Annotated in this window: 25 protein-coding genes; 20 read left to right on the forward strand and 5 right to left on the reverse strand. The window is 38.4% G+C overall.

Features of this window, described 5'->3' with window-relative positions:
* The first annotated feature begins 1 nt into the window (after position 1).
* Genes HMPREF2758_RS01280 through HMPREF2758_RS01295 form a run of 4 tightly spaced genes read left to right on the forward strand, consistent with a single transcriptional unit; the run spans position 2 to position 4,054 of the window.
* Positions 2-1,066: a YveK family protein gene (locus HMPREF2758_RS01280; protein ID WP_070608653.1), complete on the forward strand. Its 1,065-nt coding sequence runs from the start codon at positions 2-4 to the stop codon at positions 1,064-1,066.
* A 16-nt stretch (positions 1,067-1,082) separates the two neighbouring features.
* Complete coding sequence (locus tag HMPREF2758_RS01285; RefSeq protein WP_070608656.1) at positions 1,083-1,838, forward strand: glycosyltransferase family 2 protein; 756 nt, start codon at positions 1,083-1,085, stop codon at positions 1,836-1,838.
* A gap of 57 nt (positions 1,839-1,895) precedes the next feature.
* Positions 1,896-3,218 carry a nucleotide sugar dehydrogenase gene (locus tag HMPREF2758_RS01290; RefSeq protein WP_070608659.1) on the forward strand — a complete coding sequence of 441 codons (1,323 nt, stop codon included), beginning with the start codon at positions 1,896-1,898 and terminating at the stop codon, positions 3,216-3,218.
* The gene (locus tag HMPREF2758_RS01295) at positions 3,218-4,054 is read left to right on the forward strand and encodes a M15 family metallopeptidase (protein WP_006908148.1); all 837 of its coding nucleotides are present in this window, start codon (positions 3,218-3,220) and stop codon (positions 4,052-4,054) included. The genes HMPREF2758_RS01290 and HMPREF2758_RS01295 overlap by 1 nt, the downstream gene beginning before the upstream one ends.
* A 179-nt stretch (positions 4,055-4,233) precedes the next feature.
* On the opposite strand, the gene HMPREF2758_RS01300 is transcribed toward HMPREF2758_RS01295, so the two are convergent.
* Positions 4,234-4,803 carry a chromate transporter gene (locus HMPREF2758_RS01300; RefSeq protein ID WP_070608662.1) on the reverse strand — a complete coding sequence of 190 codons (570 nt, stop codon included), beginning with the start codon at positions 4,801-4,803 and terminating at the stop codon, positions 4,234-4,236.
* On the reverse strand, positions 4,800-5,360 hold the full coding sequence (locus tag HMPREF2758_RS01305; protein WP_070608664.1) for a chromate transporter: 561 nt from the start codon (positions 5,358-5,360) through the stop codon (positions 4,800-4,802). Before HMPREF2758_RS01305 ends, HMPREF2758_RS01300 begins: the two co-directional genes overlap by 4 nt.
* A gap of 354 nt (positions 5,361-5,714) precedes the next feature.
* Here HMPREF2758_RS01305 and HMPREF2758_RS01310 point away from each other — a divergent pair, with 354 nt between their 5' ends.
* The 8 genes from HMPREF2758_RS01310 to HMPREF2758_RS01345 all read left to right on the forward strand — a co-directional run bounded on the left by HMPREF2758_RS01310 (position 5,715) and on the right by HMPREF2758_RS01345 (position 14,114).
* Positions 5,715-7,388 (forward strand): formate--tetrahydrofolate ligase, encoded by a 1,674-nt coding sequence (locus tag HMPREF2758_RS01310; RefSeq protein ID WP_070608667.1) that lies wholly within the window; start codon positions 5,715-5,717, stop codon positions 7,386-7,388.
* 93 nt (positions 7,389-7,481) lie between these two features.
* Positions 7,482-8,336 (forward strand): bifunctional 5,10-methylenetetrahydrofolate dehydrogenase/5,10-methenyltetrahydrofolate cyclohydrolase, encoded by an 855-nt coding sequence (locus tag HMPREF2758_RS01315; RefSeq protein WP_070608668.1) that lies wholly within the window; start codon positions 7,482-7,484, stop codon positions 8,334-8,336.
* Between the two features lie 11 nt (positions 8,337-8,347).
* Positions 8,348-8,971 carry a cyclodeaminase/cyclohydrolase family protein gene (locus tag HMPREF2758_RS01320; protein ID WP_070608670.1) on the forward strand — a complete coding sequence of 208 codons (624 nt, stop codon included), beginning with the start codon at positions 8,348-8,350 and terminating at the stop codon, positions 8,969-8,971.
* 33 nt (positions 8,972-9,004) lie between these two features.
* Positions 9,005-10,147, forward strand: coding sequence for a glycine cleavage system aminomethyltransferase GcvT (gene gcvT, locus HMPREF2758_RS01325; RefSeq protein WP_070608672.1), 1,143 nt, complete (start codon positions 9,005-9,007; stop codon positions 10,145-10,147).
* 78 nt (positions 10,148-10,225) lie between these two features.
* Positions 10,226-10,585 (forward strand): glycine cleavage system protein GcvH, encoded by a 360-nt coding sequence (gene gcvH, locus HMPREF2758_RS01330; RefSeq protein ID WP_070608674.1) that lies wholly within the window; start codon positions 10,226-10,228, stop codon positions 10,583-10,585.
* Between the two features lie 102 nt (positions 10,586-10,687).
* Positions 10,688-12,037: an aminomethyl-transferring glycine dehydrogenase subunit GcvPA gene (gcvPA, locus tag HMPREF2758_RS01335; RefSeq protein WP_070608675.1), complete on the forward strand. Its 1,350-nt coding sequence runs from the start codon at positions 10,688-10,690 to the stop codon at positions 12,035-12,037.
* Complete coding sequence (gene gcvPB, locus HMPREF2758_RS01340) at positions 12,037-13,542, forward strand: aminomethyl-transferring glycine dehydrogenase subunit GcvPB (RefSeq protein WP_070608677.1); 1,506 nt, start codon at positions 12,037-12,039, stop codon at positions 13,540-13,542. Before gcvPA ends, gcvPB begins: the two co-directional genes overlap by 1 nt.
* Before the next feature lie 131 nt (positions 13,543-13,673).
* Positions 13,674-14,114, forward strand: coding sequence for a Fur family transcriptional regulator (locus HMPREF2758_RS01345; RefSeq protein WP_006908138.1), 441 nt, complete (start codon positions 13,674-13,676; stop codon positions 14,112-14,114).
* A 129-nt stretch (positions 14,115-14,243) separates the two neighbouring features.
* Here HMPREF2758_RS01345 and trpS read toward each other — a convergent pair whose 3' ends face one another.
* Positions 14,244-15,233, reverse strand: a complete 990-nt coding sequence (gene trpS / locus HMPREF2758_RS01350) for a tryptophan--tRNA ligase (RefSeq protein ID WP_006908137.1) — start codon at positions 15,231-15,233, stop codon at positions 14,244-14,246.
* 297 nt (positions 15,234-15,530) lie between these two features.
* Here trpS and spxA point away from each other — a divergent pair, with 297 nt between their 5' ends.
* The 5 genes from spxA (at position 15,531) to HMPREF2758_RS01370 (ending at position 19,947) form a co-directional block, all read left to right on the forward strand.
* Entirely contained in the window at positions 15,531-15,929 is a 399-nt protein-coding gene (spxA, locus tag HMPREF2758_RS01355) for a transcriptional regulator SpxA (RefSeq protein WP_006908136.1), read from the forward strand.
* A gap of 180 nt (positions 15,930-16,109) precedes the next feature.
* Positions 16,110-16,838 carry an adaptor protein MecA gene (locus HMPREF2758_RS01360; RefSeq protein ID WP_231285890.1) on the forward strand — a complete coding sequence of 243 codons (729 nt, stop codon included), beginning with the start codon at positions 16,110-16,112 and terminating at the stop codon, positions 16,836-16,838.
* Positions 16,839-17,454: 616 nt separating this feature from the next.
* Positions 17,455-18,024 (forward strand): sugar O-acetyltransferase, encoded by a 570-nt coding sequence (locus HMPREF2758_RS01365; RefSeq protein ID WP_040444585.1) that lies wholly within the window; start codon positions 17,455-17,457, stop codon positions 18,022-18,024.
* A gap of 11 nt (positions 18,025-18,035) precedes the next feature.
* The gene (locus HMPREF2758_RS08890; protein WP_168163126.1) at positions 18,036-18,206 is read left to right on the forward strand and encodes a hypothetical protein; all 171 of its coding nucleotides are present in this window, start codon (positions 18,036-18,038) and stop codon (positions 18,204-18,206) included.
* Positions 18,207-18,495: 289 nt separating this feature from the next.
* Positions 18,496-19,947: an alanine/glycine:cation symporter family protein gene (locus HMPREF2758_RS01370; protein ID WP_070608679.1), complete on the forward strand. Its 1,452-nt coding sequence runs from the start codon at positions 18,496-18,498 to the stop codon at positions 19,945-19,947.
* A 241-nt stretch (positions 19,948-20,188) separates the two neighbouring features.
* Here HMPREF2758_RS01370 and nhaC read toward each other — a convergent pair whose 3' ends face one another.
* Entirely contained in the window at positions 20,189-21,622 is a 1,434-nt protein-coding gene (gene nhaC, locus HMPREF2758_RS01375) for a Na+/H+ antiporter NhaC (RefSeq protein ID WP_070608681.1), read from the reverse strand.
* An 11-nt stretch (positions 21,623-21,633) separates the two neighbouring features.
* The gene (locus tag HMPREF2758_RS01380; protein WP_070608683.1) at positions 21,634-22,677 is read right to left on the reverse strand and encodes a DmpA family aminopeptidase; all 1,044 of its coding nucleotides are present in this window, start codon (positions 22,675-22,677) and stop codon (positions 21,634-21,636) included.
* A 298-nt stretch (positions 22,678-22,975) separates the two neighbouring features.
* On the opposite strand from HMPREF2758_RS01380, the gene HMPREF2758_RS01385 reads away from it, so the two are divergent.
* The 3 genes from HMPREF2758_RS01385 (at position 22,976) to HMPREF2758_RS01395 (ending at position 25,653) form a co-directional block, all read left to right on the forward strand.
* Positions 22,976-24,022, forward strand: coding sequence for a 2,3-butanediol dehydrogenase (locus tag HMPREF2758_RS01385; protein ID WP_070608685.1), 1,047 nt, complete (start codon positions 22,976-22,978; stop codon positions 24,020-24,022).
* Between the two features lie 299 nt (positions 24,023-24,321).
* The gene (locus HMPREF2758_RS01390; RefSeq protein WP_070608687.1) at positions 24,322-24,708 is read left to right on the forward strand and encodes a GtrA family protein; all 387 of its coding nucleotides are present in this window, start codon (positions 24,322-24,324) and stop codon (positions 24,706-24,708) included.
* Positions 24,709-24,717: 9 nt separating this feature from the next.
* Positions 24,718-25,653, forward strand: coding sequence for a glycosyltransferase PgfS (locus tag HMPREF2758_RS01395; RefSeq protein ID WP_070608689.1), 936 nt, complete (start codon positions 24,718-24,720; stop codon positions 25,651-25,653).
* Position 25,654 lies beyond the last annotated feature (1 nt).

The raw sequence follows: 25,654 nt of genomic DNA on the forward strand, positions 1-25,654 counted from the left end.
CATGAGTATTGTAACTATCATTAAAGAATTTTGGCGTTTTACACTAAATAATTTATGGCGGATTTTGTTGGGAGCCCTAGTCTGCTCACTGATAAGTATTGGTGGGCGTTATGCAATTCATCATTTTTTATATCGGGAGACGGATGAGGCTTATCGTCATTTGAGTCAAGTTTATCAACAGGAACCTGCCTCATTTCAAATGATTGTGACCATGGAGGATGGATCAATTTTTACGACAGCTACAATTTTTGATGAGTATTTTTCCACACCTGAAATGGTGAAAAAGGTTGAAGCTCAAACCGGTGTAAAGTTTGGTCAATGGTTGGAAGACGAGAAGGCCCTTGAAATGTTCAAGACGAATGAATTTAGAGGAGGGCTTGCTGGTGTACGGGATCAGTCGTCGAATGTGATTACCCTGCGTTTTTTAGTAGCAGATAATAGTGAGGATAACCTCAAGATTGCTAAAGCTTATTGTGACTTAGTTGAGGAAGAATCCCTACCTTTTTTAGGGACGAATAAGGTAACGGTCATCCAAGAGCCTGCTCAAGGCGAAATGATTGCGACGGATTTAGTGGAAGAGGTTCCTACTGAAAAGACTTTGACCCCTTATCAGTCAAGGAATGCAAAGGGTAATATCGTTTATGGCGTATTAGGTTTTATATTGGGTGCAATGGCAAGTTTTGCTATTTTGTTCCTCGGCCGTTTCTTTAATAAAAAGATTGCTTACGCTTTTGAGTATAGTTGGGATCTAATGGATCAGCATTATATTTATGATCGTCACCAATCGCCCGGTGTATTACAAGGCCTAATTCAAAGCCCTCATCAATTAAAACGCTGGGTGCTTGCTCAAACAAGTAATGGGGTACAAACAGCGGAGCTGGTTAGTGAAGTATTACCTGAAAGTGCTCAATTATATCATGATCTTAGCCAAGCACAACCTGAACAAATATTGGATGAGATGGTGATCTTAATTTATGCCAATCTTACGGAGAAGGAATGGCTCAAACAGCAGATGGCTTTGGCTCGATTATCTGCAAAACGCTTGAAGATCATTCAGATTATATAAGGAGTGACATGAAGGTATGGATAATCAATTAGTTTCCATCATTATGCCAGTTTTTAATGCCCAAGAATTTTTGCAGGAAAGTATTGAGTCTGTCAGGAATCAAAGCTATCCTGACTGGGAACTACTAGCGGTAGATGATTGTAGTCAAGATGACTCTCTAAAGATCTTGCAAGAAGTGGCTTTGCAAGATGCCCGTATTAAGGTGATTCAATTGGATCAAAATCAAGGGGCGGCCGTTGCTAGAAATGCTGGTTTGCAAAGGGCTAAAGGTCGTTATTTGGCTTTTATTGATTCGGACGATCGTTGGCACTTTGACAAATTAGAGCGACAGTTAGATTTTATGATTTCGAATCAATACGCTTTTTCTTATACTAATTTTTCTTTTATGGATGAGTCAGGTCAAATGATAAAATCCAGAGTTGATCTCCCAGAGAAGTTAGATTATCACGGTTTATTAAAGGAAACGGCGATTGCTTGTTCAACAGTTATGCTTGATCGAAAAATAATCAAAGATTTTCAAATGCCGTTAGTGCGTAAGGGGCAGGATACAGCCACCTGGCTCATGTTGATGAGAACTCGCAAGGTTTCCGCTTATGGCTTGGATGTCGTGTTGAATGATTATCGACAGGTTAAGGGCTCTATATCTTCGAATAAATGGCAAGCTTTAAAGCGTACCTGGCATACCTATCGCCATTTGGAACAACTTCCACTTATACCTTGTTGTTACTATTTTTGTCAGTATGTCCTTCATGCAATTTTACGAAGGATCTAGCCTATTTTATTTTGGAATCGTATAATAAGATTAACGCTATAAAGACAGGAGAAAATTATGAACTTATATGAAGATTTATTAAAACGTCAGGCTAAACTAGCGGTCGTCGGATTAGGTTATGTAGGAATGCCAATAGCGATTGAATTTGCTAAGCATGTGGATACGATTGGTTATGATAACAATCAACATAAGATTGATCAATATTTAAAGGGGATTGATCCTACTTTAGAAGTCGGTGATCAAGCCGTTCAGGATTCGGATTTGGTTTTTACTGCGGATGCAAGTCGGTTGAAGGAAGCTAATTTTATTATTGTGGCGGTTCCAACACCAATACGGCAAGATAAGACACCCGATTTGGACCCCGTAATTTCTGCCACTCGAACTGTTGGAGAAAATTTAGCAAAGGGAAGTATTATTTCTTACGAATCAACGGTATATCCTGGTGTAACCGAAGATATTTGTATTGCGGAACTAGAGCGGACTTCCGGTTTGAAACATGGTCAAGACTTCTGGGTCGGCTATTCACCTGAGCGGATTAATCCAGGAGATAAGGTACATACTTTAACGACCATTCGAAAAATTGTGTCGGCAACCAGTGAAGAAGCTCTTGATATAATTGCAAAAGTCTATGAATTAGTGATTGAAGCGGGCGTTCACCGTGCACCTAGTATTAAGGTAGCGGAAGCTGCCAAAGTTGTTGAAAATAGTCAGCGAGATATAAATATTGCCTTTATGAATGAGCTGGCTTTGGTTTTCGACCGTATGGGAATTGATTCTTTAGATGTCATTGAAGCGATGAATACGAAATGGAATGCCCTTGGATTTATGCCAGGATTGGTTGGTGGGCACTGTATCGGAGTGGATCCCTATTATTTCGTCTATGAAGCGGAGAATTTAGGTTATCATAGTCAGATTGTTTTGTCGGGTCGTCAGATTAATGATCAGATGGGAGAATTCATTGGTGATAAGGCTGTCAACTTAATGGTTAAAGCGGGGAAGGTCGTTCCTAAAGCGAAAGTGGCTATTCTCGGCTTAACTTTTAAAGAACATACTCCTGATACGCGTAATTCTAAGGTTAAAGACATTATTGACTATTTGAAATCATTTGGCGTTGACCCGATTATTGTCGATCCCTGGGCAGATATTGAAGAAGCCCAAAGAGAGTATGGGGTTGAGTTAGCAAGTATGGATCAAGTCACTGATTGCGATGCACTTATTTTTGCGGTAGCACACAAAGAATTCGCTTCCTTGACCAATGAGCAAATTGAAGCTTTCTATAAATCGAGTCTTTCAAATGAGGAACGGGTTCTCTTGGATGTTAAGTCGGTCTTGGATGCCGATCATTTTAAGAAGGCGGGCTATGCCTTCTGGCGTTTATAATGGCTTGGATGAAGGGAACTTGGGGATCAACGGTGGCCCTAGGATTTTGCCTATTTTGTGTGACCATTTGTAGTCCCTTGAGAATTAGTGGTCAAACCCAAAGGAGTGGAGTTTCATTGGCTGATTTTTCTTCGAGTGAAAGAGCAGCTTACAAGGATCGCCTTCCGGTTGAAGCTGATCCAAGCGACCCTTTTTTGGTTTTAGTTAATCCCAGTCATGCATTAGCAAAAGGGGCTGATTTTGACCTGGTAGATACGCCATGGGGGACTAAAATGAATAGAGAGGCTTACCGTGCTCTGCAGTCTTGGTTGGATCAAGCGAAGGAAGCTGGATATCGATTTGAAGTCATTTCTGCCTATCGATCGCCGGATAACCAAGCCGTAAATCGCCAGTTAGCCTATGACCGTTATATATCGCAGGGGTATACCCAACAGCAAGCTAGAGCTTGGGTTAATTCTTTTTATGCCCCTAGTCAAGCTTCGGAACATTCGACAGGACTGGCCGTTGATCTACTTGATCAAGAATGGTTAGCTCAAGGGGGCGATCTAGTGCCTGATTATGGTAATACCTTAGCGGGCCAGTGGTTAGCCAGTCATGCAGCAGAATTTGGTTTTATTCTACGTTATCCTAAGGATAAGATCGCTATTACTTCTTACGCCTATGAACCTTGGCATTTTCGTTATGTTGGAAAAATTCATGCGGAATTTATGATGCGAGAAGATTTGACGCTTGAAGAATACCGAGTGTTACTTGAAGATCGTCAAGCTCAAGTGGACCTTGATCGTCTGGAGGATAACTTTACTCGGCAAAAAGAAGGCTTAAAAAATCTTCACTAATGTTTAAAATAAAAGGAATAGTGTTAAGGATTAGCTAAAATAATTTCAAATAATCCTGTTAAGCAGGCTAAAAAATGTCCCCAAAAATTGGACTAAAAAACCAATTTTTGGGGACATTTTATTTTTATGAGATAATTTTCCCTTTAGAAAGTAGATGGACGTTAAAAGGAATTCTTTATTTATTCAATGCAAGCTAATAAAACGTGACCGAACAGATAGAGAAGGCCGCTGATACTCATAACCAAAATAGGGTTGAGTCGGTATTTTATTAATAAGAAGAGGGCTAGAATAAATAGAATCAATAAGGGAAAATTCATGGACAATAATTGAAAGGGTCCTGGAGTTCCTAGACTATTCATTAATATTGAGACGCCTGAAGCAGCGATCATAGCGATGACACTTGGACGAAGGATTAATAGTACGTCTTGCATAAGTTCTAATTGTTTGTAGTGATCATAGACTTTAGCAAGAATGGTCACGATGATAATTGAAGGAAGACTGCAGCCTAAGGTTGCTACCATAGAACCTGGTAAGCCACCGAGTTGCTGACCGACGAAAGTAGCAGCGTTAATAGCGATAGGGCCTGGTGTCATTTGTGAAATGGTGATTAGATTTGAGAACTCATTAGCACTAATCCAGCCATGGTGGTTGACAACGAGGTCTTCAATAATTGGAAGTGCCGCATAGCCTCCGCCAAAGGATAGGGCACCAATCTGGATAAAGGCTAAGAATAATTGCCAATAGATCAAATCGTTCGACCCCCCTTCAAATAAGAGTAGATGATACCTAGGAGAATACTTGTGAATATAATCATTACAATGCTCGCATTAAAGAATAAGATGCTCACAAAGCTAATAATTAAAAGGATAATCAGTCCCTTTTGATTAAGCTGGAGCAGATTTGTGATCATCTCATAGACGACGGATAAAATAACTGCTGCAACGCCTACTTGCATACCTGTTAGTAAAATTTGGATCCATTGAATTTGGATAAATGCTTGGTAAAAATGAGAAATGATAGAAATAATCATGAAAGGAGGCAGAACAGTGGCTAATACAGTCAAGCTGATTCCTAGCCAGCCCGCTAGCTGATAGCCGATAATGATCGCAGCATTGATTGCGATTGCTCCAGGGGAAGATTGAGCAATGGAGACTAAGTCTAGCATTTCTTCTTCTTCAAACCAATGGTAATTATCGACGAAATCCTTCTTCATTAAAGAAACAATCACATATCCTCCACCAAAGGTGAAGGCAGATAAAAGAAAAGTTGTATAGAACAGCTTCCAATAGAATTTTAAATTTTTCATAATGACACCTCTTAGTTATTATAAGTCACGCATGGTGTTAGTCAAAGTGTTTTACCAATCTTGAGAAACATTTCAGTGATAATTAAGTCTGTTTCTGTTTAAAAGAAAAACGTATTTATATTAAATCGGCTCGAAAAACTTTGTGAAAAAAATTCAATCCCTTTGATATGGCATTGTTTTCAATATTGAAAGAAAACTATTTCAGTAGAAAGCGTGATTTGTGAAGGAATTCTAATAAATGCCAGGGATTATTTAAAAAAAATGATATAAATTAAACCCCTTTTTTAAAATTTATGATATGATAGAGATGCATAGGTAATCTATGTGATTTATCTAAAGGGGGAAATAGATTTAATGAAGACAGATATTGAAATCGCTCAAGAAGCCACTTTGCAACCTATCCAAGATATTGTTGCAAAATTAGATATCCCAAGCGATATTTTGGAACCTTATGGTACCAATAAAGCTAAGTTAGACTTTACCAAGTTAGATATGGATCACAAGAATTTAGGTAAGTTAATTCTTGTAACAGCAATTACACCAACGCCTGCTGGTGAAGGTAAAACAACTACATCAATTGGTTTAGCTGATGGTTTATCTAAAATTGGTAAAAAAGTTGCTGTTGCCTTGCGTGAACCATCTTTAGGCCCTGTATTTGGGATCAAGGGTGGAGCAGCTGGTGGGGGCTACGCTCAAGTAGTTCCAATGGAAGATATCAACCTTCACTTTACTGGTGACTTCCATGCAATTAGTGCGGCTACTAACTTAATTGCTGCTTTGTTAGATAACCATATTCACCATGGTAATGCTTTGGACATCGATGTTAACCGTGTCGTTTGGAGACGTGTAGTTGACATGAATGACCGTCAACTACGTAATGTTGTCGATGGTTTAGGACGTCGTGCCGATGGCGTGCCTCGTGAAGATGGATTTGATATTACAGTAGCTTCTGAAGTTATGGCTGCTTTCTGCTTATCTAATTCCCTAGCAGACTTAAAAGAAAAATTAGGTAAGATGATTGTTGCATATACACGTAAAGACAATTCACCTGTAACTGTTAATGATATTAAAGCGGCAGGTGCAACGACAGCCCTTCTTAAAGATGCTATCAAACCTAACGTCGTTCAAACCTTGGAAGGAACACCAGCCTTTGTACACGGTGGACCATTCGCGAACATTGCTCACGGATGTAACTCAATCATCGCTACAAAATTAGCAATGAATTATGCAGACTATACGATTACAGAAGGTGGATTCGGAGCTGACTTAGGAGCTGAGAAGTTCTTAGATATCGTTTGCCGTCAAGCAGAAATCAAACCTAACGCAGTTGTGATTGTTGCAACAATTCGTGCACTTAAGATGCATGGTGGTGTGGCTAAGAAAGACTTAGGTAATGGTGAAAACGTTGAAGCTCTTCGTAAAGGTATGCCTAACTTATTACGTCACATTGATAATATTCAAAATGTCTTTGGATTACCTGCTGTGGTAGCAATTAATAAATTCCCAACTGACACAGAAGCTGAAGTTAAGGCTCTTGAAGAAGAATGTGAAAAAGTTGGCGTGAAAGTGGTTCTAGCTGATCACTTTGCTAATGGTGGTGAAGGTGCGAAAGAATTAGCTGAAGCAGTGGTTGAAGCTGCGGATAAAGAAAGCAACTTCAAGTATGCTTATGATGTGAATGCAAGCATCGAAGAAAAAATCGAAGCCTTGGTAACTAAGATCTATCGTGGTAAAGGGGTAGATTTCACACCAGCAGCTAAGAAGAAGATCAAACAATTTACTGAACAAGGATTTGGAAACTTACCAATTTGTATGGCTAAGACACAATACTCCTTCTCAGATGATCAAACAGCATTAGGTGCACCAGAAGACTTCTCAATTACCATTCGTGATTTAACCGTATCCGCCGGTGCAGGATTCATTGTTGCTTTAACAGGTGATATTATGAAGATGCCAGGTTTACCAAAAGAACCTGCTTCAAACCGTATTGATGTGGATGATAAAGGTAACATTACCGGTTTGTTCTAGTCTTTTATTAGTTAATTGTTAACCGATTGAAAGCATAAAACCGGGCGAGTATACATGGCTCGTTCGGTTTTTTAAATAAAGAAGGAGGCAATTATGGCAAAAATTTTAGATGGTAAAGAAGTAGGTAAATTTTTACGTGAAAAGACTAAAAAGGAAGCTGAAGCATTACGCGAAAAAGGGATTGTTCCTAAGCTAGTTGTCTTACGTGTTGATGAAAATCCATCGTCCATGGCGTATGAAAAAAATGCCTTAAAGGTAATGGAAAAATGTGGTATTGAAGCGGAAGCACGGACAGAATTAGATGCTAAGACTACCGAAGATGTTCTTAAAATTATCGATGAGTTAAATGAAGATAAGTCGGTTTCCGGTGTTATCATTATGCAACCATTCCCAGAAGGTATCGAACGTGCGGATGTTGCTGAACGTTTACACCCATTCAAAGATGTGGACGCTTTGAATCCAGTTAACCTTGGAAAATTGGTTAATAACGATCCAACAGCGATGGCTCCTTCCACTGCACAGGCTTGTATCGAAATCTTAGATTATTATGATTATGAATTAGAAGGTGCAGAGGTTTGTGTGGTTGGCTCTTCACCGGTAGTAGGTAAGCCACTGGCAATCATGTTATCTAACCGTAATGCGACGGTTTCAAATACTCATGTCTATACTAAAGATAATACGATCCACACTACATTAGCGGATATTCTAGTTTCTGCCACAGGTGCATTGGGACTTGTTGGTGCAAATTACATCAAAGAAGGTGCCACTGTCATCGATGTGGGCTATGGCTTTAAAGACGGAAAGGCAACGGGAGATGTACGTTTTGAAGAAGTGGAGCCAAAAGCTTCTGCAATTACACCTGTACCAGGAGGCGTTGGTTCTGTAACGACAGCAGTCTTAGCATCCCAAGTTGTCAAGGGTGCTAAGTTATTAAATCACGTTGATTAAGGGTTGAAACCATGAAAGAATTAAAGATTACAGAATTTGTTAACCAACTTGCCTCTGATCAACCAACACCAGGTGGCGGAGCAGCTGCTGGTGTTTCAGCTTCAATGGGGATCGGCGCTATTTTAATGGCCATGATCTTTTCTAAAACTAAGAAAATGTCTGAAGCAGAGCATCAATATTTGTTGGGTCGAATTGAAGAGTTTGAATCGATCAAATTGAAGTTTTTAGAAATCATTGATCGTGATGCGAGTGAATTCGAACCCCTTTCGAGAGCTTATGGTATGCCTCGTGAAACAGATAGTGAAAAGGAAGCTAGACAAGCAGCAATTCAAGAAGGATTAGTCATTGCTTCGCAGCCACCACTAGATTTAATCAAAGAAACTGAAAAGGTTCTGAAAGATTTTGATGCCATTTTACCTTTGATTAAAAAGATGATTATTTCAGATGTGGGCGTAGGCTTGCAGTTGTTACGGTCGGCCCTTCATTCTTCACGGCTGAATCTCTATATAAATGGTAGCTCAATTACAGATGAAGCCATTAAGGCAGAGTATATTGCTTTGGCTGATGAAAAGATACCCGCTTTATCCGATCAGATTGATCGCTACTATGATCAAGTTAAAGATGTTTTAAAATAAAAGGTTTTAAAATACAGAATAGGAGCATTTTTTATGACACAAGTACAATTAACGGAAGATGGATTAAAGAAAACCCCAATGTATGACTATTACATTGAAAAAGGATGCAAAATCACAGACTTTGGTGGATGGGGATTGCCTATCCAAATCACTAAGATCGCTGATGAACATAAAGCAGTTCGTGAAGCTGTTGGTCTATTTGATGCTTCCCATATGGGTGAAGTTCGTGTTAAATCTGGTAAGATGAACGCTTATGACTGGTGGAATGGTTTAATTACTAATGATGTTCATAAGGCAACTTACAATGGAAAAGCTCAATATACAGCTGTATGTAAAGAAGATGGCGGTATGTTAGATGATATGATCTATTACCGTAAGAATGACGATGAATTTGTGGCAACTCCTAACGGATCTAACCGCGAAAAGATTGTTAAATGGATGAATGATCATAACCAAGACGGTCAAGTAGAAATCACTGATGAAACTTATGACTGGGGATTAATCGCTGTTCAAGGACCTAATGCTGAGGAATTACTATCTCGTTTAACCGATACAAATCTTTCAGAAATCGAATATTATGCCTATAAAGCAGATCAAAAAGTAGGCGGTCATGAACGTGTACAAATTTCACGTACAGGCTATACTGGGGAAGCAGGATTCGAATTATACATCCCAGCTGAACACATGGTAGATATCTGGAAACAACTTGTTAAAGAAGGTCAAGATCTAGGCGTTGTTGAATGTGCATTGGGTGCTCGTGATACTTTACGTTTAGAAGCTGGATTGCCATTATATGGTAATGATTTTGATGAATCAGTGAACCCAATTGCTGGGGGAATTGCCTTTGCAGTGCCAAAAGCTAAAGAAGCAGACTATATTGGTAAAGACGCAATTGCTAAATACCGTGATCAAGAAACAGCTGACAAAGAAGCTTCACGAGGATTCAAGATTGATGGCAAACAAATTGCTCGCCACGGTATGGAAGTTCGTAATACAGATGGCGAAGTGATCGGTGTTGTTACTTCTGGAACTAAATCACCAACCTTAGGATACCCTCTAGGATTTGTTCGTGTAAACGCAACATATAAAGTGGGCGATAAAGTAGTGATTGAAGTTCGTGGTAAAGATGTTGAAGCAGAGCTAACTAAGAAAGATTGGCTAAGCGAAACAAAATAATTTCTGTAAAGACTTTCATTTACTGAGAAAATTTGTTAAAATTAACTTATAGAATAATTTGAAAAGGGGATTTTTAGAATGTCAGAAGTATTTTTCACAGAAGAACACGATTTTATCGAAGTATTAGCAGCTAACAAAGCTCGCGTTGGTTTAACTGCTTTTGCTGCAGAACAATTAGGTGACGTAGTTCACGTTGAATTACCAGAAGTTGACGATGAATTCGATGCAGACGAAGAAATCGCTACAGTTGAATCTGTAAAATCTGTATCTGAAGTTGCACTTCCATTCGGTGGAAAGATCGTTGCAATCAATGAAGAATTAGAAGATGCGCCTGAACTTGTAAACGAAGACCCACGCGGTAAAGGTTGGTTCTTTGAAATCGAAACTAGCGAAGATATTGACACTTCTGCTTTATTAGCTGAAGAACCTGCTGAATAATTTTCAGATAAGTTATTGATAAGAGTGACTTTTTAGTCACTCTTATCTTTAGCTGAATTTTGAGATCGATTTCAAGAGAATATAATCAAAAAGGAGCAAATTATGGCGAATTTTAGATATTTACCAAATACAGACCAAGACCGCCAAGCAATGTTAGATAAGATTGGCGTTAAAGACATTATGGATATCTTCAGCGATATTCCAAAAAATGTGCTTCGTGAAGGCAAGATGAACTTACCTGAACCTCTTTCTGAAATGGAGATTGTTAAAGAATTAGGGAAAATGGCTGCTAAGAATACGACAGCAAGTCAAGTTCCTTATTTCTTAGGAGCAGGTGTCTATGATCACCATGTTCCATCTATTGTTAACCATATTATTATGCGTCAAGAATTCTTGACAGCTTATGTACCTTATCAACCTGAAGTTTCTCAAGGAGAACTTCAAGCCTTGTTTGAATGGCAAACAATGATTAGTGAGTTAACCGGAATGGACTTAGCTAACTGCGGCCTTTATGATGGCTACAACGCTGTAGCAGAAGCAACTAACCTTGCTTTTGGTCATGTTAAAAAATCAAGTCGCGTTTTAGTTTCTAAAGCATTACACCCACAAGCAATCGAGACTATTCAAACTTATGGTTTCGGTAAAGGTTATAGCGTGGATGAAGTTGCTTTAGACAATGAAGTGACTGATTTAGAAGATTTAAAGGCTAAATTAGACAAAGATGTTGCTGCAGTGGTTGTTCAATATCCTAACTTCTTCGGATCTATTGAAGATCTTAAAGCGATCAAGGCTTTACTTGAAGGTAGCAAGACTTTACTTATTGTTTCTGCTAATCCATTAGCCTTAGGTAAATTAGAAGCACCTGGTAAATTCGGTGCGGATATTGTAGTCGGCGATGTGCAACCATTTGGTATCCCAATGTCATTTGGTGGACCTCACTGTGGTTACTTTGCTGTAACAGATAAATTAATGCGTAAGGTTCCTTCTCGGATTGTTGGTGAAACGGTAGATGCTGAAGGCAAACGTGGTTTCGTAATGACCTTATCAACTCGTGAACAACACATCCGCCGTGAAAAAGCTACTTCAAACTATTCATCTAACCAAGCGTTGTTTGCTTTAGCTTCTGCGATTGCGATGACTGCTTATGGTAAAGAAGGCGTTCAAGAGTTAGCACAAGCTAATATTAATAATGCACATTATTTAGCAAAACAATTGAAAGACAATGGTTTTGAATTGTTGAATAAGAAACCATTCTTTAATGAATTTACCATCAAATTATCAAAAGATATTGCTCAAGTAAATAAAGACTTATTAGAAAAAGGCTTTATGGGTGGATTTGATGCATCGAAAGCAATGGGAGTAGACCATGCTTACTTATTATGTGCCACTGAAAAACGCAGCAAGTCTGAAATTGATGAGTTTGTTAAAGCCTTAGTGGAGGTGGCTAAATAATGAATTTACAAAATTATGATAAATTAATTTTTGAAATTTCTCAAAAAGGTCATACAGGCTATGATTTACCAAAATCTGATGTTGAAAATTATGATCTTGGTGCAGAGTTAGGTGAATATAGTCGTAAAGAGCCTGCTCGTTTGCCAGAAGTTTCTGAACTTCAAATTGTTCGTCACTATACGGCATTATCTAACCGTAACTTTGGGGTTGAATCAGGTCCATATCCATTGGGATCATGTACGATGAAATACAATCCAAAAATTAACGAAAATATTGCTGCTTTGGATGGATTTGCTAATATTCACCCAGCTCAAGCTCCAGAAACTGCACAAGGTGCTTTGCAATTAATGTATGAATTGCAAGAATCATTGAAGGAAATTACACAATTTGATGCTGTAACTTTACAACCTGCTGCAGGGGCACAAGGTGAGTTAGCTGCAATCTTTACTTTCAAAGCTTACTTCCGTGCTAAGGGTGAATTAGACCAACGTCGTGTTATTTTAATTCCTGACTCTGCTCACGGAACAAACCCTGCTACAGCGATTGTTGCTGGATTTGAAACGGTAGAGTTACCCTCTACACCGGAAGGTATCATTGATGTGGAAGCTGTTCGTGCAGCTGTAGGTCCTGATACAGCGGGTATCATGATTACAAACCCATCGACAGCCGGATTGTTCGAAAAAGATGCAAAAGAAATTGTAGACATTGTTCATGAAGCTGGGGGACTAGCTTACTATGACGGTGCTAACTTAAATGCCATTATGGGGATCACCTCTCCTGGAGCTATGGGATTTGATGCTTGCCACTTGAATCTACATAAGACCTTTACTGGCCCTCACGGTGGTGGTGGACCTGGTTCTGGACCAATTGGTGTTAACGAAAAATTGGCTCCATTTATCCCTGGACCAAACGTGGTTAAAAATGGGGATAAATACGAATTTGCTACTCCAGAACAATCTTATGGTCGTGTGAAAGGCTTCTTCGGTAACTTTGGTGTCAATGTACGTGCTTATACTTATATCCGTGCAATGGGCGCAGAAGGATTGCGTCGTGCTTCAGAAGATGCAGTTCTTAATGCAAACTACTTAAGAGCTAGCTTGAACCACTTGTATGATTGCCCATTTGACAAATATGATAAATTCAACAAGAATGACTTTGTCTTCGATTTAACTCGTCAAAAGAAAGACTACAATGTGAATGCTAAAGATGTTGGTAAGCGTCTATTAGATTATGGTGTCCACGCACCAACGACTTACTTCCCATTAATTGTTCACGAATGTTTAATGGTTGAACCAACTGAAACTGAATCTAAGCGTGATTTAGACTTTGTAATTGATGTATTTACGAAGATTGCTAAGGAAGCTGAAGAAACACCTGAATTGGTTCAAGAAGCGCCTCATAATACACCTGTTCGTCGACTTGATGAAGCAGGAGCTTCACGTAAGCCAGTCTTAAAATATCGTTTTGAAGATCATGAATCAAATCCTGAAGGATTACAAGAGTAGTAATGATCAACGCACCTTTTGAGGTGCGTTTTTTTATTTCTCTGATATTTATTTGTTTAGGAAAGCCTAAAAGGTATTTAATTTTTTTGGGATTAGTGCTATAATCAAAACGGAAAGAGGTGAACTGGGGCATGAACAATCAACTTGTCGAAGAACGAGTTAGTCGTATCCTAGAAGATTTAAGAAGTTCTAATCAAAGAATTACCCCCCAAAAAAGGGCTATCCTTGCTTATTTAATGACGCATCCTAGTCATCCGAGCGCTGAACAAATTTATGAGTCACTAAAGCCTCAGTTTGATCGGATGAGCTTAGCGACAGTGTATAATAATTTAAATACCTTTGTGAATGCGGGTTATGTTCTAGAATTAAATGTTCAAGGGCAAACAAAATTGTATGATTTTAATCATGGAAGACATGCACATGTTATTTGTAAGGATTGTGGTCATGTTGAAGATTTATATTTAAATGAAATAGATCAGATGGTTCAAGCAGCTAATAAGGCGAGCGACTATGATATAAGTGATGTTGAAGTGACTTTTTATGGTCGATGTAATCATTGTAAGAAGAACTAATGAAGTAGCGTATGACAAAGAAGATACTCTATTAGTTATATCAGAAAGGCCCTGTAGGAAGTTCATCCTACAGGGCCTTTCTGTTTAGAGATTAAGTTGATTTTCCAAATTTCGAGGTTTACTAAAAAATTATCGGTAAGCAATCCCCATTTTATCTTCCATGATTGCTAATGTTTGATTGGCTAATTCATTGGCTTTTATGGCTCCTTGAGAGAGGATATCAAAGAGTTCGTCAGAGGTCATAAGGGCTTGGTAACGTTCTTGGATTGGCTGTAAAGTAGCTACAAGTAAATCAGCTAAATCCTGTTTAAAAGGTCCATAGCCTTTACCTTGATAATTTGCTTCTATTGACTCTAATGATTGACCACTTAAGCTTGAATAGATTGCCATCAGATTTGCCAGACCTGCTTGGTTTTCAGGGTCATATTTTACTTGACCTAGTGAATCAGTCACCGCTGATTTTATTTTTTTGATCATTTGTTTAGGATCATCTAGCAGTGAGATATAGCCTTTAGGATTACTGTCTGATTTAGACATTTTTGAGGAAGGGTCTTGTAGACTCATTACGCGACTGCCTGCTTTTGGATAGACCCCTTCAGGCTTCACCAAGCAGTTTTCACCAAAACGATTGTTAAAACGATCGACGAAGTTACGGGTTAATTCCAAGTGTTGTCGTTGGTCATCTCCAACGGGCACATATTTGGCTTGGTAGAGAATAATATCACTGACCATCAAGGCTGGGTAGCATAAAAGACCGGCCCCTACAGATTGTTGTTTTTGAGCTTTATCTTTAAATTGAGTCATTCGTTCCAATTCGCCTAGACCAGTTAGACAAGTAACTAACCAAGAGGCTTTAGTATGAGCAGGGACATCCGATTGGACGAAAATGGTAGCTTTTTGGGGATCAATACCAATAGCAAGATATAAGGCAGCGAGTTGTTTGGTCCGCTGTCTAAGTGTTTCAGGATCTTGGTTAACGGTAATGGCGTGTTGATTAACAACACAGTAAATGGCGTCATATTGGTCTTGTAGATCTACAAAAGATTTCATTGCGCCTATATAATTACCCAGAGTTGGAATTCCTGAAGGTTGAACCCCAGAAAAAATACGTTCTTTCATGTGGATACCTCTTTCTTACATACTTCTTATCATAATCTTATTATAAGCTATTTTTAGTAGAATAGCTAAAAGAAAAAACGTTTGATCATGAAGATTCTATGAAATTTACACTTAAAATCAAATGATCATTGTAATTTAATGATTTTTATTGTAATATTTAGACATAGGAAGACTAATTTAGAATCGTTATCTTATTTTTGGTCTTCTGAAGCGTTGTGTTTAACTTAACAACTTAAATATATACGTGACCGAAATTCGTGAGCGAAACATGTTCATTAAAAGAAAGGAAGTTATTCCATGGTAACATTGTATGTCACTCCCAGTTGTACGTCATGTAGAAAGGCCCGTGCGTGGTTAGAAGAGCACGGTATTCCATTTGAAGAACGTAATATTTTTACAGAACCTATAACTCGTGATGAATTAAAGAATATTCTAAGAATGACCGAGGAAGGGACGGAAGATATTGTTTCTACTCGTTCCAAGGCTTATTCAAACTTAGATGTCAAAATTTCTGAGCTTCCCTTGAACCAATTTTATTCATTGATTCAAGAAAACCCAGGCTTACTTAGACGCCCAATTATTATTGATGATAAACGTCTTCAAATTGGTTATAATGACGACGAAATTCGTCGGTTTTTACCGCGAGAAGTTAGGGCACGTGAATTAGAAAGAGCACGAGCCTTAGTCAATGAATAATTATGCATCCATAATATGTAGAAGAACAAGTGACTGTCGTTGCTTGTTTTTTTTACTCATTAGGCCTGAGCTTGAAAACAGGGTTAAATTTTGCTATGATAACAACACTTTAGTGATTTTATTGGTAAGTGATTCAAATAATAGTATAATGAAAGTAAGTGGAGGTGACACATTTTGGAAATGGAACATATCAATGATAATCTGATTAAGGTGATTATCAAGACAGAGGATTTATTAGATAGAGGGATTAACTTTTTAGATTTAATTGGAGATCAAGCTCAAATTGAAAAGTTCTTTTATTCCATCCTTGAGGAAGTTGATGTGGATCGACACTTTAATGATAGTGATGCGGTAACTTTCCAAGTGATTCCTAATAGTCAAGGCTTGGAATTATATATAAGTCGGGCGAATGTGGAAGACTTAGATAAGGTATGGGATGATGAACTAAGTCGTCGTCTAAGAGCAAGGCAAGAACGTCTTCATAAGGAAGGGCAAGAGGAAACGGAAGATCTAATGGAAGCTCCAAACTCTTATGTGGACAAAAGAATTCTTCAACAAATTCTAGAAGCTATTCCAAGTAAGTCGGCTAATGAGTCGGATGAAGTGACTCCCGAAGATGAGACGATTGAATATGAAGTGGTTCAATTTTCATCCTTAGAGGACTTCTTAAAATTGGCTAGAGAGCTCCCTCTTACCGAAGTTGAAAGTGATCTGTATCATATGGGTGATAATTATTACCTTGTTCTATATGGTTTAGAAGAATTTGTAAAAGATGAAAGTCAAGCGAATCGGCTTTTGAATTTATTTGAATATGGAGAGGCCGTCTATGTGACTATAGCGGTTCTGCAAGAACATGGTCAGATGATTCGCTCAGAAGATGCTTTGGCCTTCTTTGGTAAACAGCTATAGAACAATATCTAATTTAATCGATTAGCAAAAACCCAGATTTTTCTGGGTTTTTTTGTACTTGTTTTTATATTAGGGTAGTTATTAAAATGTTTTTTAAGAAATCATGCACTGATAAATTGAAAAACATATTGATAAGCGCTTATAGACTGTTAAACTTAGTTTAGTGACGTTTTCATCATATTTTTGTAAATTGAGGGGTGTTTGATGACTTTTATATAAGTGGTAGCATTGAACGATGTAGTATCAATTCTCCAATATAGGATCGATTCTATGGTAGTTGAGACGATCTTAGAAGAGAAATCTAGACTCATACCAATGATTGCTTTTTAATTTAGCTATTTAGTTAATTGGATAAGTAGTTAGCAAATAGATTGTTACTCAGCTATTAGACGAACGAAGCTTTATAAGTATGAAAACGATGGGGATCAAAAGATATACTAGGCCCAGCTTACGATGGTCTATTTGTGAGGGCTATATCTTAGCAGATTGATGATATATTGCTAGGATACGTATTAGATTGTGCAGGATTCATTAACCAATTAGGTCATGGTGAATAAACGAAGATCCAGTATTAATATATTTTTTTATTTTATATTTTAAGAATTTATTTGTAGAAATGAGGAATAACCAGGTGGATGATTTTTTTAATGATGGTCGTTTATATGACCCCGGTCAAACAGATATTATCAAACAACAGAGGCAGTACAATCAATTACTATATCAATTGAATCAAACGCCGGCTGAAGATTTAACTCGAAGAACGGCTTTGTGTGAGAAGCTATTTGGATCCTTTGGTCAAGAATCTTATATTGAATTACCAGTTCATGCAAGCTGGGGGAAACATACCTATTTTGGGAAAGGAGTATATTGTAATTTTAATCTGACTTTGGTGGATGATGCGATGATTACGATTGGCGATGATACCATGATTGGACCCAATGTGACAATAGTAACTGCTTCACACCCTATTGATCCAAGACAAAGAAGGAAAAAGTTGCAATATAATCAACCGGTTAAAATCGGGAAGAATGTGTGGTTAGGGGCGAATGTCACGATATTAAATGGTGTTTCCATTGGAGATAATTCAGTGGTTGGTGCGGGTAGCCTAGTGACCAGGGATATTCCAACTAATGTCTTAGCTTATGGGTCACCTTGTCGTGTGATTCGTTCAATTTTAGAGGAATAAAGGAGAAGAAAATGCGACCTTTTATGGTATCTATTTTCTTGAATATAGGTGGGTTATCTCATATTAGACTTGATGAGTCGATTGGGAGAGGGACCAAGTTAGAAACTTGCTTTTTCCGTCATTTTCAAGATAGCGATATGGTAAAAGGAGCGAGCGTTTTTAATTTGACGATGCGAGATTAGCGATTCATTTTAATGGATGCAGGCACTTCAGAGGTGTTGGCATTGGTATAAAAAACGTTAAATAAATGTGACTAAAGCTGTTAGTAAAGTAGATTTAGTCACACTTTTTTGGTTAACACGAGTATGTAGCAAACCAGATTGGCTGTGAAAACCGAATAAAATGAAAAAAAGTCTTTTCTTGATAAAGATTTTCCGCTATGATTAGAAAGTCTTATAGCTAACTCATAAAATTAATGGACTTTTAATAATGAGGTCAAGCGACTAATCTGTTTAAGGAAGGATGACTTAGATGTCAGGATTATTTAATCAAATAGCGGGCCTACTGTGGGGCTTGCCGATTATCTTTTTAATATTGGGGGTGAGTGTCTATTATACGGTAATTATGAAATTTCCTCAGTTCACTCAACTTAAGGAGATGTTTCGATTATTGAAAGAGCGAGGCGAATCTGAGGAGGGATTGTCACCATTCCAATCATTTATTTTTACAGCCGCTCGAACGATCGGTGTGGGTAATATTGCTGGAATGGCGATGGGGATTTATTTTGGAGGGCCAGGTGCAATTTTTTGGTTGTGGGTATTAGCCTTGTTTGGATCATCCATAGCTATTTTAGAAGGAACTCTTGGTCAAACATATAAACAAGTTATTCATAATGAATACAAGAGTGGGCCGGCTAACTATATGGCTAAAGGCTTTAAATCGAAAAGGCTTGGCAAAGGGTTTGCCATTGCTTATTCGTTGATTACTGCCATAGCATTGACCTTTTTGATGTCAGGTGTTCAAGCCTTTTATATTGTTCAAGGTTTGCATGATGCTTTTAATCTTCCTGTAATTATATTGGCGATCGCTTTTACTTTGTTATTAGGTATTGTGATTTTTGGAGGATTAAAGCGAATTGGTCATACTAGTCAAAAATTATCACCGATTGCTGGTTTGGTTTATGTTACTTTATCTTTGATTGTGATTGTAGTGAATTACCGAAAAATGCCCGAAGTAATCTCTTTAATTTTCCAATCAGCCTTTGGCCAGCAAGCAGTTTTTGGTGCGGTAGTAGCCAGTGCACTCCAGTGGGGTATCCGTCGTGGGGTCCATGCTAATGAGATCGGTATTGGTACCTCTGCTATTACATCGGCAACTGCTCAGGTAAGTCATCCAGCCCAACAAGGATTGTTAGGCGGTTTAAGTGTATATATTGGAACCTTATTTGTCTGTACGACGACGACCTTTATGATTTTGGTAACCGATTCTTATAATGTGATCCATCCGAATGGAACGCTCATTCATCAAGGAGTACCTGGTTTACAAGCGGGAAATCCCTTTGTCGCCCATGCTATCCAATCCGTTATTCCGATCCCAAATATTGGAAACGTGATTGTGGCCTTAGCTATATTAATCTTTGCATTTGTGGCTCTAACAGCTTACTACCTCTATGCAGAAAGTAGCTTAGCTTATATTGTAGGCGATCAGTCTAAAGTTTTTGTAGGGTTGAAATGTTGTTTCCTTGTATCAATTTTTATCGGCACCATGGTCGTTTCAGATGTTATTTGGGCAATGGCCGACATTGGTTATGGGCTAATGGCTTGGACGAATGTGATTGCCTTATTATTTGTGGGACATCAAGGTGTTCGAATTGTTAAAGATTATACTGATCAACGTGCTCAAGGAATCAAAAAGCCAAGTTTTGCTCCAGAATCGCTAGGCATAGAACCTCATAAGGGAATTTGGGATCAAGAAGCAGATTGAATGGGTTAATCCGAATATTAAAATAACCGCTCAGGTCATTAAAATATTGACCTGAGCGGTTTTATTTATAATAAGTTAGATTTTTAAGTCCTTCGAATAAGTATTGATCAGTTTATAAGCGAAGCTCTATCATTGTTCTGAGAAACGGACAGAGTAAATGCACTTAGCACCACTTATGACAATAATTAATGATTAGTATAGAGAGCTTTAGAATAATTGTACTATGATATCGTTAAGACCTCTACATGTTTCCTTCTTCGTTAAGCTTTAACATTTCTTCTTCGGAATAACGAGCAATTCCAAAGCCTGTTAAGCCACATAAAAGGCCAAAAATAGGGCAAAGATAGCATAAAAAGGCATAAGGGACATATTGACTGAATGAGATATTTAGAGTATCCACAATGAAGAGCGCCGTGACGCCATAAGGAATTAAAGTGACACCAAGCGTTCCACAATCTTCACAGATTCGTGAAGCATTCTCAGGTTTAAGACCATTCTTTTTAAAAAGATCAAGGACGGTGGATTGAACCATAATGGCTGCAAACATGTGGGAGCCGGTTAATGCGATGGAAAGATAAGAAACAAAGCTTCCTGTAGCAATCGATGAGAAGGTTGAGTTGATCTTATGGGAAATTTTTCCAACGAGTACATTGAGAATTCGCATTTCACGTAACATTCCTCCCATGCCGGTTGTGAAGATGAGAGCCTGAATGGTTCGAGTCATTGAGTCCATACCACCACGATTTAATAATTTTGATAAAAAGTCATTATTAAAGTCATAATCAAAGCCTGTTAGAGCAGCTTTTAATACCATGCTCGTATCGAATCCTTGATAAAAAATGGCAAATAGGATTCCCAGGGCGCCTCCAATTAGGATTGATTGGGAGGCAGGTCGACGCATGAGTAACAGTGTAATAACGACAATCATAGGAATAAGGGAAATAAGTCCAATATGATAATTTGCTTGTAAACCTGCTTGGATGGTGCTGATTGAATCGGTATTCACATTTGCTGTTCCTGCCCCAAAACCAAGAATTAAAAATAGAATGGCTGAGACAATCAAGGCAGGGACGGTTGTGTATAGCATGTGTTTAACATGGGTCATCAATGGAACGCCCATTACAGAGGAGGCAAAATTCGTGGTATCGGAAAGGGGAGACAGTTTATCGCCAAACCATGAACCTGAGATTAAGGCGCCGGCGATCATACCAGGATGAATCCCCATGCCATTTCCAATACCTAAAAGGGCAATACCGACTGTTCCGATAGTTCCCCATGAAGTCCCGGTGAACATGGAGGTTAATGCACAGATCAAAAGGGTTGCAACAAGAAAATAGGAGGGGTTAATCAAAGATAAACCATAATAGATGATAGTCGGTACAGTTCCGGCAGCGATCCAGGCGGAGATTAAGACGCCAACTCCTAGCATGATGATGACCGCTTGGATTGAGTTGCGGATAGTATCAATGGCAATGGTTTCTAGCTCGGGATAGGTATAACCTAAAAAATGAGCGAAGAAATTGACAATAAGCCAAGATAGAAACATGACTACAGCTAGGGGGGCTTGGAAGATTCGAATGCCACAGACCATAATAATGGCGATGGTCACTAAGACTAGACTAGCATAAGCAAAGCTAGGGTCCTTTTTTGGAAGTTGTGTTTTTGTTTCGTTCATAATAAGCTCCTTTAGAGTTTAGTTGTTGAAAAATAATCCATCGGTAAAATTTCTGCTAAACTTGTTAAATGATAGTTACGATAGCCAGTGACACTTTCGGCATAAAGCAAAGAATGGATAACAGCTTCTTCGACGGACTCTTTTACAGCTCGAAAGACTTGGTCAAGCCGGTCATCCGCAAAGACGGTTATTTGATGTAGGGATTGACCACTCTCATGGGGGATGCGATTGGCTGTAGAATAGGCGAGAACGATTTCGCCACTTCCATTAGTGATTAAAGAACCTGACTGAGAAAGTCCTACTACAGCGCGTTTGGCCAGCCGTTTTAGTTGACGACTTGATAAGGGTAAATCGGTAGCCAGAAGTGTGATGACTGACCCTTGATCTTTAGATGGATCGTGGGGTCTCGGAATCTCTTGACCAATCGGTTGATGATTGATGACCAGATCTTCATACTTGCCGTGGTTGGTTAAACACAGAGCACCCAGGATATAATTTTTACCATCGACCTGGATTTGTCTTGAGGCAGATCCAATGCCTCCTTTAAGGTCATGACATTTCATGCCGCGACCGGCACCAACAGCCCCTTCTGGAAAACCAAAGTGTGCCTCTTCTAAGGCTTGTAAAACGTGTTTTTCTTGAATTGGCATTGAGCGGATATTATTAAGTTTTTGGTCATTGCATTCTAAAACGACTTGGTTAATGGTTCCGGTCGTATCCGCTATACAAGGATTTTGATTCAAGTTATAACGAATCGCTGCATTGAGGCAAGTTCCGACGGCAAAAGTATTGGATAGAATGATCGGACTTTCTAGTGAGCCCAGTTCATCAATTTGAACTAAGCCGACTGACTTTCCAAAGCCGTTAATGACATGGGTTGCAGCAGGAAACTTATTTAAGAAGGCATTACCTGGACCAGGGATGATTGCGGTGACCCCTGTTTGAATTTCTCCTTCGTTGAGTGTGACATGGCCCACTCTAACGCCGGGGACATCGGTTATTTTATTATATGGGCCGGGATTGAGATGGCCAATTTTAGGTAGAGTAATCGTCATCGATTATCAAACTCCTTTCTATTTTTCCTATTATAGCAAAGTCAATAAATATAAGGAAATCTAGTTAAGTAATCCTAGAAAAAGGAGATCCAGCTCATCTAATTATAGTTGTCAGACATTTATTATTTTTTTTAATAGATACAAAATGATTATTGGAGCGATAATTAACGACTTCATCTCAAAAGATAGGAGCTGACTAAAACTTTTATTAATATTTACAATATATTTTCAAGGCGGATTATTTGACGCAAGTAATCGCGCTTTATAAACTAGAGATAACATTGAAAGGAGTGGTTGCATGGCGAAAATGCAAGCAGCAAGATGGTATGGTGCGAAAGATGTTCGGATTGAAGAAGTAGAGGTTCCTAGTCCGAAAGAAAAAGAAATTAAATTGGCGATTAAATATACAGGGATTTGTGGTACGGATTTGCATGAATACTTAGCAGGACCTATTTTCATTCCTCAAGATCAACCTCACCCTATTTCAGGAATTAAGGCTCCTGTAACATTAGGACATGAGTTTTGTGGGGAAGTGGTTGAAGTAGGAGACAAGGTGGATCGTGTCAAAGTAGGCGATCGTGTTGTGATCGAGCCGATCATTGCACACAATGGGTTAATTGGTGATTATAATCTAGACCCTGATTTAAATTTTGTTGGTTTAGCAGCAGATGGTGGTTTTGCTGAGTATTGTGTGGTTGATGAACAATTAGCGCACATAATCCCAGAAGGGTTATCTTATGAGCAAGCGGCTTTAACTGAGCCAGCTGCTGTTGCTCTTTATGCGGTTCGTCAATCTGCTATTAAAGCGGGTGATACAGCGGTTGTTTTTGGATGTGGTCCGATTGGCTTATTAGTGATTGAAGCCCTAAAAGCTGCCGGCGCCTCTAAGATTTATGCAGTTGAATTATCAACGGAACGCCAAGAAAAAGCAGAAGAATTAGGTGCAGTTGTCGTTCGTCCAAAAGCTGACCAAGATATGGTTGAAGCGATTATGGAATTAACGGATGGTGGCGTTGATGTTGCTTATGAAGTAACAGGTGTACCTGTTGTCTTGAAGCAAGCTCTTGCTAGTGTACGTAAAGCGGGTGAAGTGATGATTGTCTCTATTTGGGAAAAAGAAGCCAGTATTCATCCTAATGAATTTGCGATTGGAGAAAAAACAATGAAGGGAATTATTGGCTATCGTCATGTGTTCCCTAAGGTCTTAGAATTAATGGAGAATGGTTACTTCCCTGCTGATAAATTAGTCACACAAAAGATTAAAGTAGAAGATATCGTTGAACAAGGGTTTGAAGCTTTGACCCAAGATAAGTCTCAAGTTAAGATCCTTGTCTCACCAAAATAATAAAGTTAACTATTTGTACTTTGTATTAGTTGCAATTACCGAGCGATTATAAAGTCAGAAATAGATATATGATTGGAAATTTCCATATCGAGAACCAAGCCATTTAAATGGCTTGGTTCTTTTTTTGAATCGCATTTAGTTCCCAGTTGAATGAATAGTGATGGGTTAGCTTCACTTCAATTGATGATCATTGTATGAATATTTTAAGTTATTTCTTCATTAGCTAGATTGTAGACTTGCAATGCTTAATATAAATTTTTACGATATAATGGAGTCATTGGATAGTAAGGAGCTAAATTATGAATAATTTAATGAAACAAATTTTTCGCTTTGTATTAGTTGGCGGAACAGCTACTCTTTTAGATATGGGGATTCTATATGTCTTGAACTATCTTTGGGGAGTAAACCATCTCATAGCGGCAACGCTAGCTTTTATTTTAGCGACTTTTTATAATTATGCGATGAGTATGCGTTTTGTTTTTATTTCCAAGTTTGATGCGACGAGTCGTCACAAAGAAATTATAGCTTTTTTTGTTTTGAGTCTCGTTGGTTTGATTATTACGGTGGTTGGTTTGGCATTCTTTGTTGACTATTTAAATTTTGATGTCATGTTATCGAAGGTTTTAGTCGGTGTCGTGGTCATGATCTTTAATTTTGTGTCACGAAAAATATATTTTGAAGCATAGGAGGAGACCATGAAAGTCAGTATATTAGTCCCTTTTTATAATGAAGAGGAAATGATTGAAAAAATGCATCAAGTGCTATCAGACTATGTCAATCAGTTATCGGACTACGATTTTGAATTTGTGTATATTGATGACGGGTCAAATGATCAGACTTTGCCTTTAATGCGGTCGATTGCTCAAGCGGACAGTCGGGTTCGTTATTATTCCTTTAGTCGTAATTTTGGGAAAGAAGCTGGACTACTAGCTGGGCTAGATCATATGACTGGTGATTGTGTAATTATTATGGATGGCGATCTACAAAACCCCCCTTATCTGATCCAACCTATGCTCGAAAAATTCCAGGAAGGATACGACTTAGTTTCGGCAAAGCGTAACCGTAAAGGCGAAAAGGCAATTACAACATTTTTTGCCCATTCATTTTATAAAGTAGCCAATCATATGATGGAAGTGCATTTAAAGGACGGAGTATCGGATTTCCGTCTCTTGTCACGTCGGGCTGTTGAAGCTATTCGAAGAATGCCTGAATATAATCGGTTTTCCAAGGGGATTTTTGCATGGATCGGCTTTAAAGAAGCTGTGGTGGAGTATGATAATGAATTGCGTGAAGCTGGAACAACTAAGTGGTCTTTTAGATCATCTCTCAATTATGCTTTGGATGGTATTTTATCTTTTTCAAATCAGCCGTTACGCTTAATTTTCGGACTCGGTTTATTTTGTATTGGTTTATTTATTCTGTATATATTATATTTGTTTGTCATGTATTTTGTGAATAAGGACCAAACCGTTTCGGGATATTTTACGACTATTTTTACCATTGTATTCTTTGGTGGAGTGCAGCTTGTTTCAATTGGGATTTTAGGAGAATATATTGGGAAAATTTTTTATGAAGTGAAACGTCGGCCCCATTACATTATTCAAGAAACTAATGTTGAGGAGGAAAAATAAA

The sequence above is a fragment of the Facklamia sp. HMSC062C11 genome, from assembly GCF_001810675.1.
GTDB lineage: Bacteria > Bacillota > Bacilli > Lactobacillales > Aerococcaceae > Facklamia > Facklamia hominis.

Excerpts from the sequence above, each read along its gene's own strand:
- HMPREF2758_RS01295 (WP_006908148.1), top strand. The coding sequence starts at position 3,218 with ATGGCTTGGATGAAGGGAACTTGGGGATCAACGGTGGCCCTAGGATTT.
- HMPREF2758_RS01385 (WP_070608685.1), top strand. The coding sequence starts at position 22,976 with ATGGCGAAAATGCAAGCAGCAAGATGGTATGGTGCGAAAGATGTTCGG.
- HMPREF2758_RS01290 (WP_070608659.1), top strand. The coding sequence starts at position 1,896 with ATGAACTTATATGAAGATTTATTAAAACGTCAGGCTAAACTAGCGGTC.
- HMPREF2758_RS01390 (WP_070608687.1), top strand. The coding sequence starts at position 24,322 with ATGAATAATTTAATGAAACAAATTTTTCGCTTTGTATTAGTTGGCGGA.
- HMPREF2758_RS01280 (WP_070608653.1), top strand. The coding sequence starts at position 2 with ATGAGTATTGTAACTATCATTAAAGAATTTTGGCGTTTTACACTAAAT.
- gcvPA (WP_070608675.1), top strand. The coding sequence starts at position 10,688 with ATGGCGAATTTTAGATATTTACCAAATACAGACCAAGACCGCCAAGCA.
- gcvH (WP_070608674.1), top strand. The coding sequence starts at position 10,226 with ATGTCAGAAGTATTTTTCACAGAAGAACACGATTTTATCGAAGTATTA.
- nhaC (WP_070608681.1), bottom strand. The coding sequence starts at position 21,622 with ATGAACGAAACAAAAACACAACTTCCAAAAAAGGACCCTAGCTTTGCT.
- HMPREF2758_RS08890 (WP_168163126.1), top strand. The coding sequence starts at position 18,036 with ATGCGACCTTTTATGGTATCTATTTTCTTGAATATAGGTGGGTTATCT.
- HMPREF2758_RS01395 (WP_070608689.1), top strand. The coding sequence starts at position 24,718 with ATGAAAGTCAGTATATTAGTCCCTTTTTATAATGAAGAGGAAATGATT.
- HMPREF2758_RS01345 (WP_006908138.1), top strand. The coding sequence starts at position 13,674 with ATGAACAATCAACTTGTCGAAGAACGAGTTAGTCGTATCCTAGAAGAT.
- HMPREF2758_RS01380 (WP_070608683.1), bottom strand. The coding sequence starts at position 22,677 with ATGACGATTACTCTACCTAAAATTGGCCATCTCAATCCCGGCCCATAT.
- HMPREF2758_RS01365 (WP_040444585.1), top strand. The coding sequence starts at position 17,455 with ATGAGGAATAACCAGGTGGATGATTTTTTTAATGATGGTCGTTTATAT.
- HMPREF2758_RS01360 (WP_231285890.1), top strand. The coding sequence starts at position 16,110 with ATGGAACATATCAATGATAATCTGATTAAGGTGATTATCAAGACAGAG.
- HMPREF2758_RS01305 (WP_070608664.1), bottom strand. The coding sequence starts at position 5,360 with ATGAAAAATTTAAAATTCTATTGGAAGCTGTTCTATACAACTTTTCTT.
- gcvPB (WP_070608677.1), top strand. The coding sequence starts at position 12,037 with ATGAATTTACAAAATTATGATAAATTAATTTTTGAAATTTCTCAAAAA.
- spxA (WP_006908136.1), top strand. The coding sequence starts at position 15,531 with ATGGTAACATTGTATGTCACTCCCAGTTGTACGTCATGTAGAAAGGCC.
- HMPREF2758_RS01370 (WP_070608679.1), top strand. The coding sequence starts at position 18,496 with ATGTCAGGATTATTTAATCAAATAGCGGGCCTACTGTGGGGCTTGCCG.
- trpS (WP_006908137.1), bottom strand. The coding sequence starts at position 15,233 with ATGAAAGAACGTATTTTTTCTGGGGTTCAACCTTCAGGAATTCCAACT.
- HMPREF2758_RS01310 (WP_070608667.1), top strand. The coding sequence starts at position 5,715 with ATGAAGACAGATATTGAAATCGCTCAAGAAGCCACTTTGCAACCTATC.
- HMPREF2758_RS01315 (WP_070608668.1), top strand. The coding sequence starts at position 7,482 with ATGGCAAAAATTTTAGATGGTAAAGAAGTAGGTAAATTTTTACGTGAA.
- gcvT (WP_070608672.1), top strand. The coding sequence starts at position 9,005 with ATGACACAAGTACAATTAACGGAAGATGGATTAAAGAAAACCCCAATG.
- HMPREF2758_RS01320 (WP_070608670.1), top strand. The coding sequence starts at position 8,348 with ATGAAAGAATTAAAGATTACAGAATTTGTTAACCAACTTGCCTCTGAT.
- HMPREF2758_RS01285 (WP_070608656.1), top strand. The coding sequence starts at position 1,083 with ATGGATAATCAATTAGTTTCCATCATTATGCCAGTTTTTAATGCCCAA.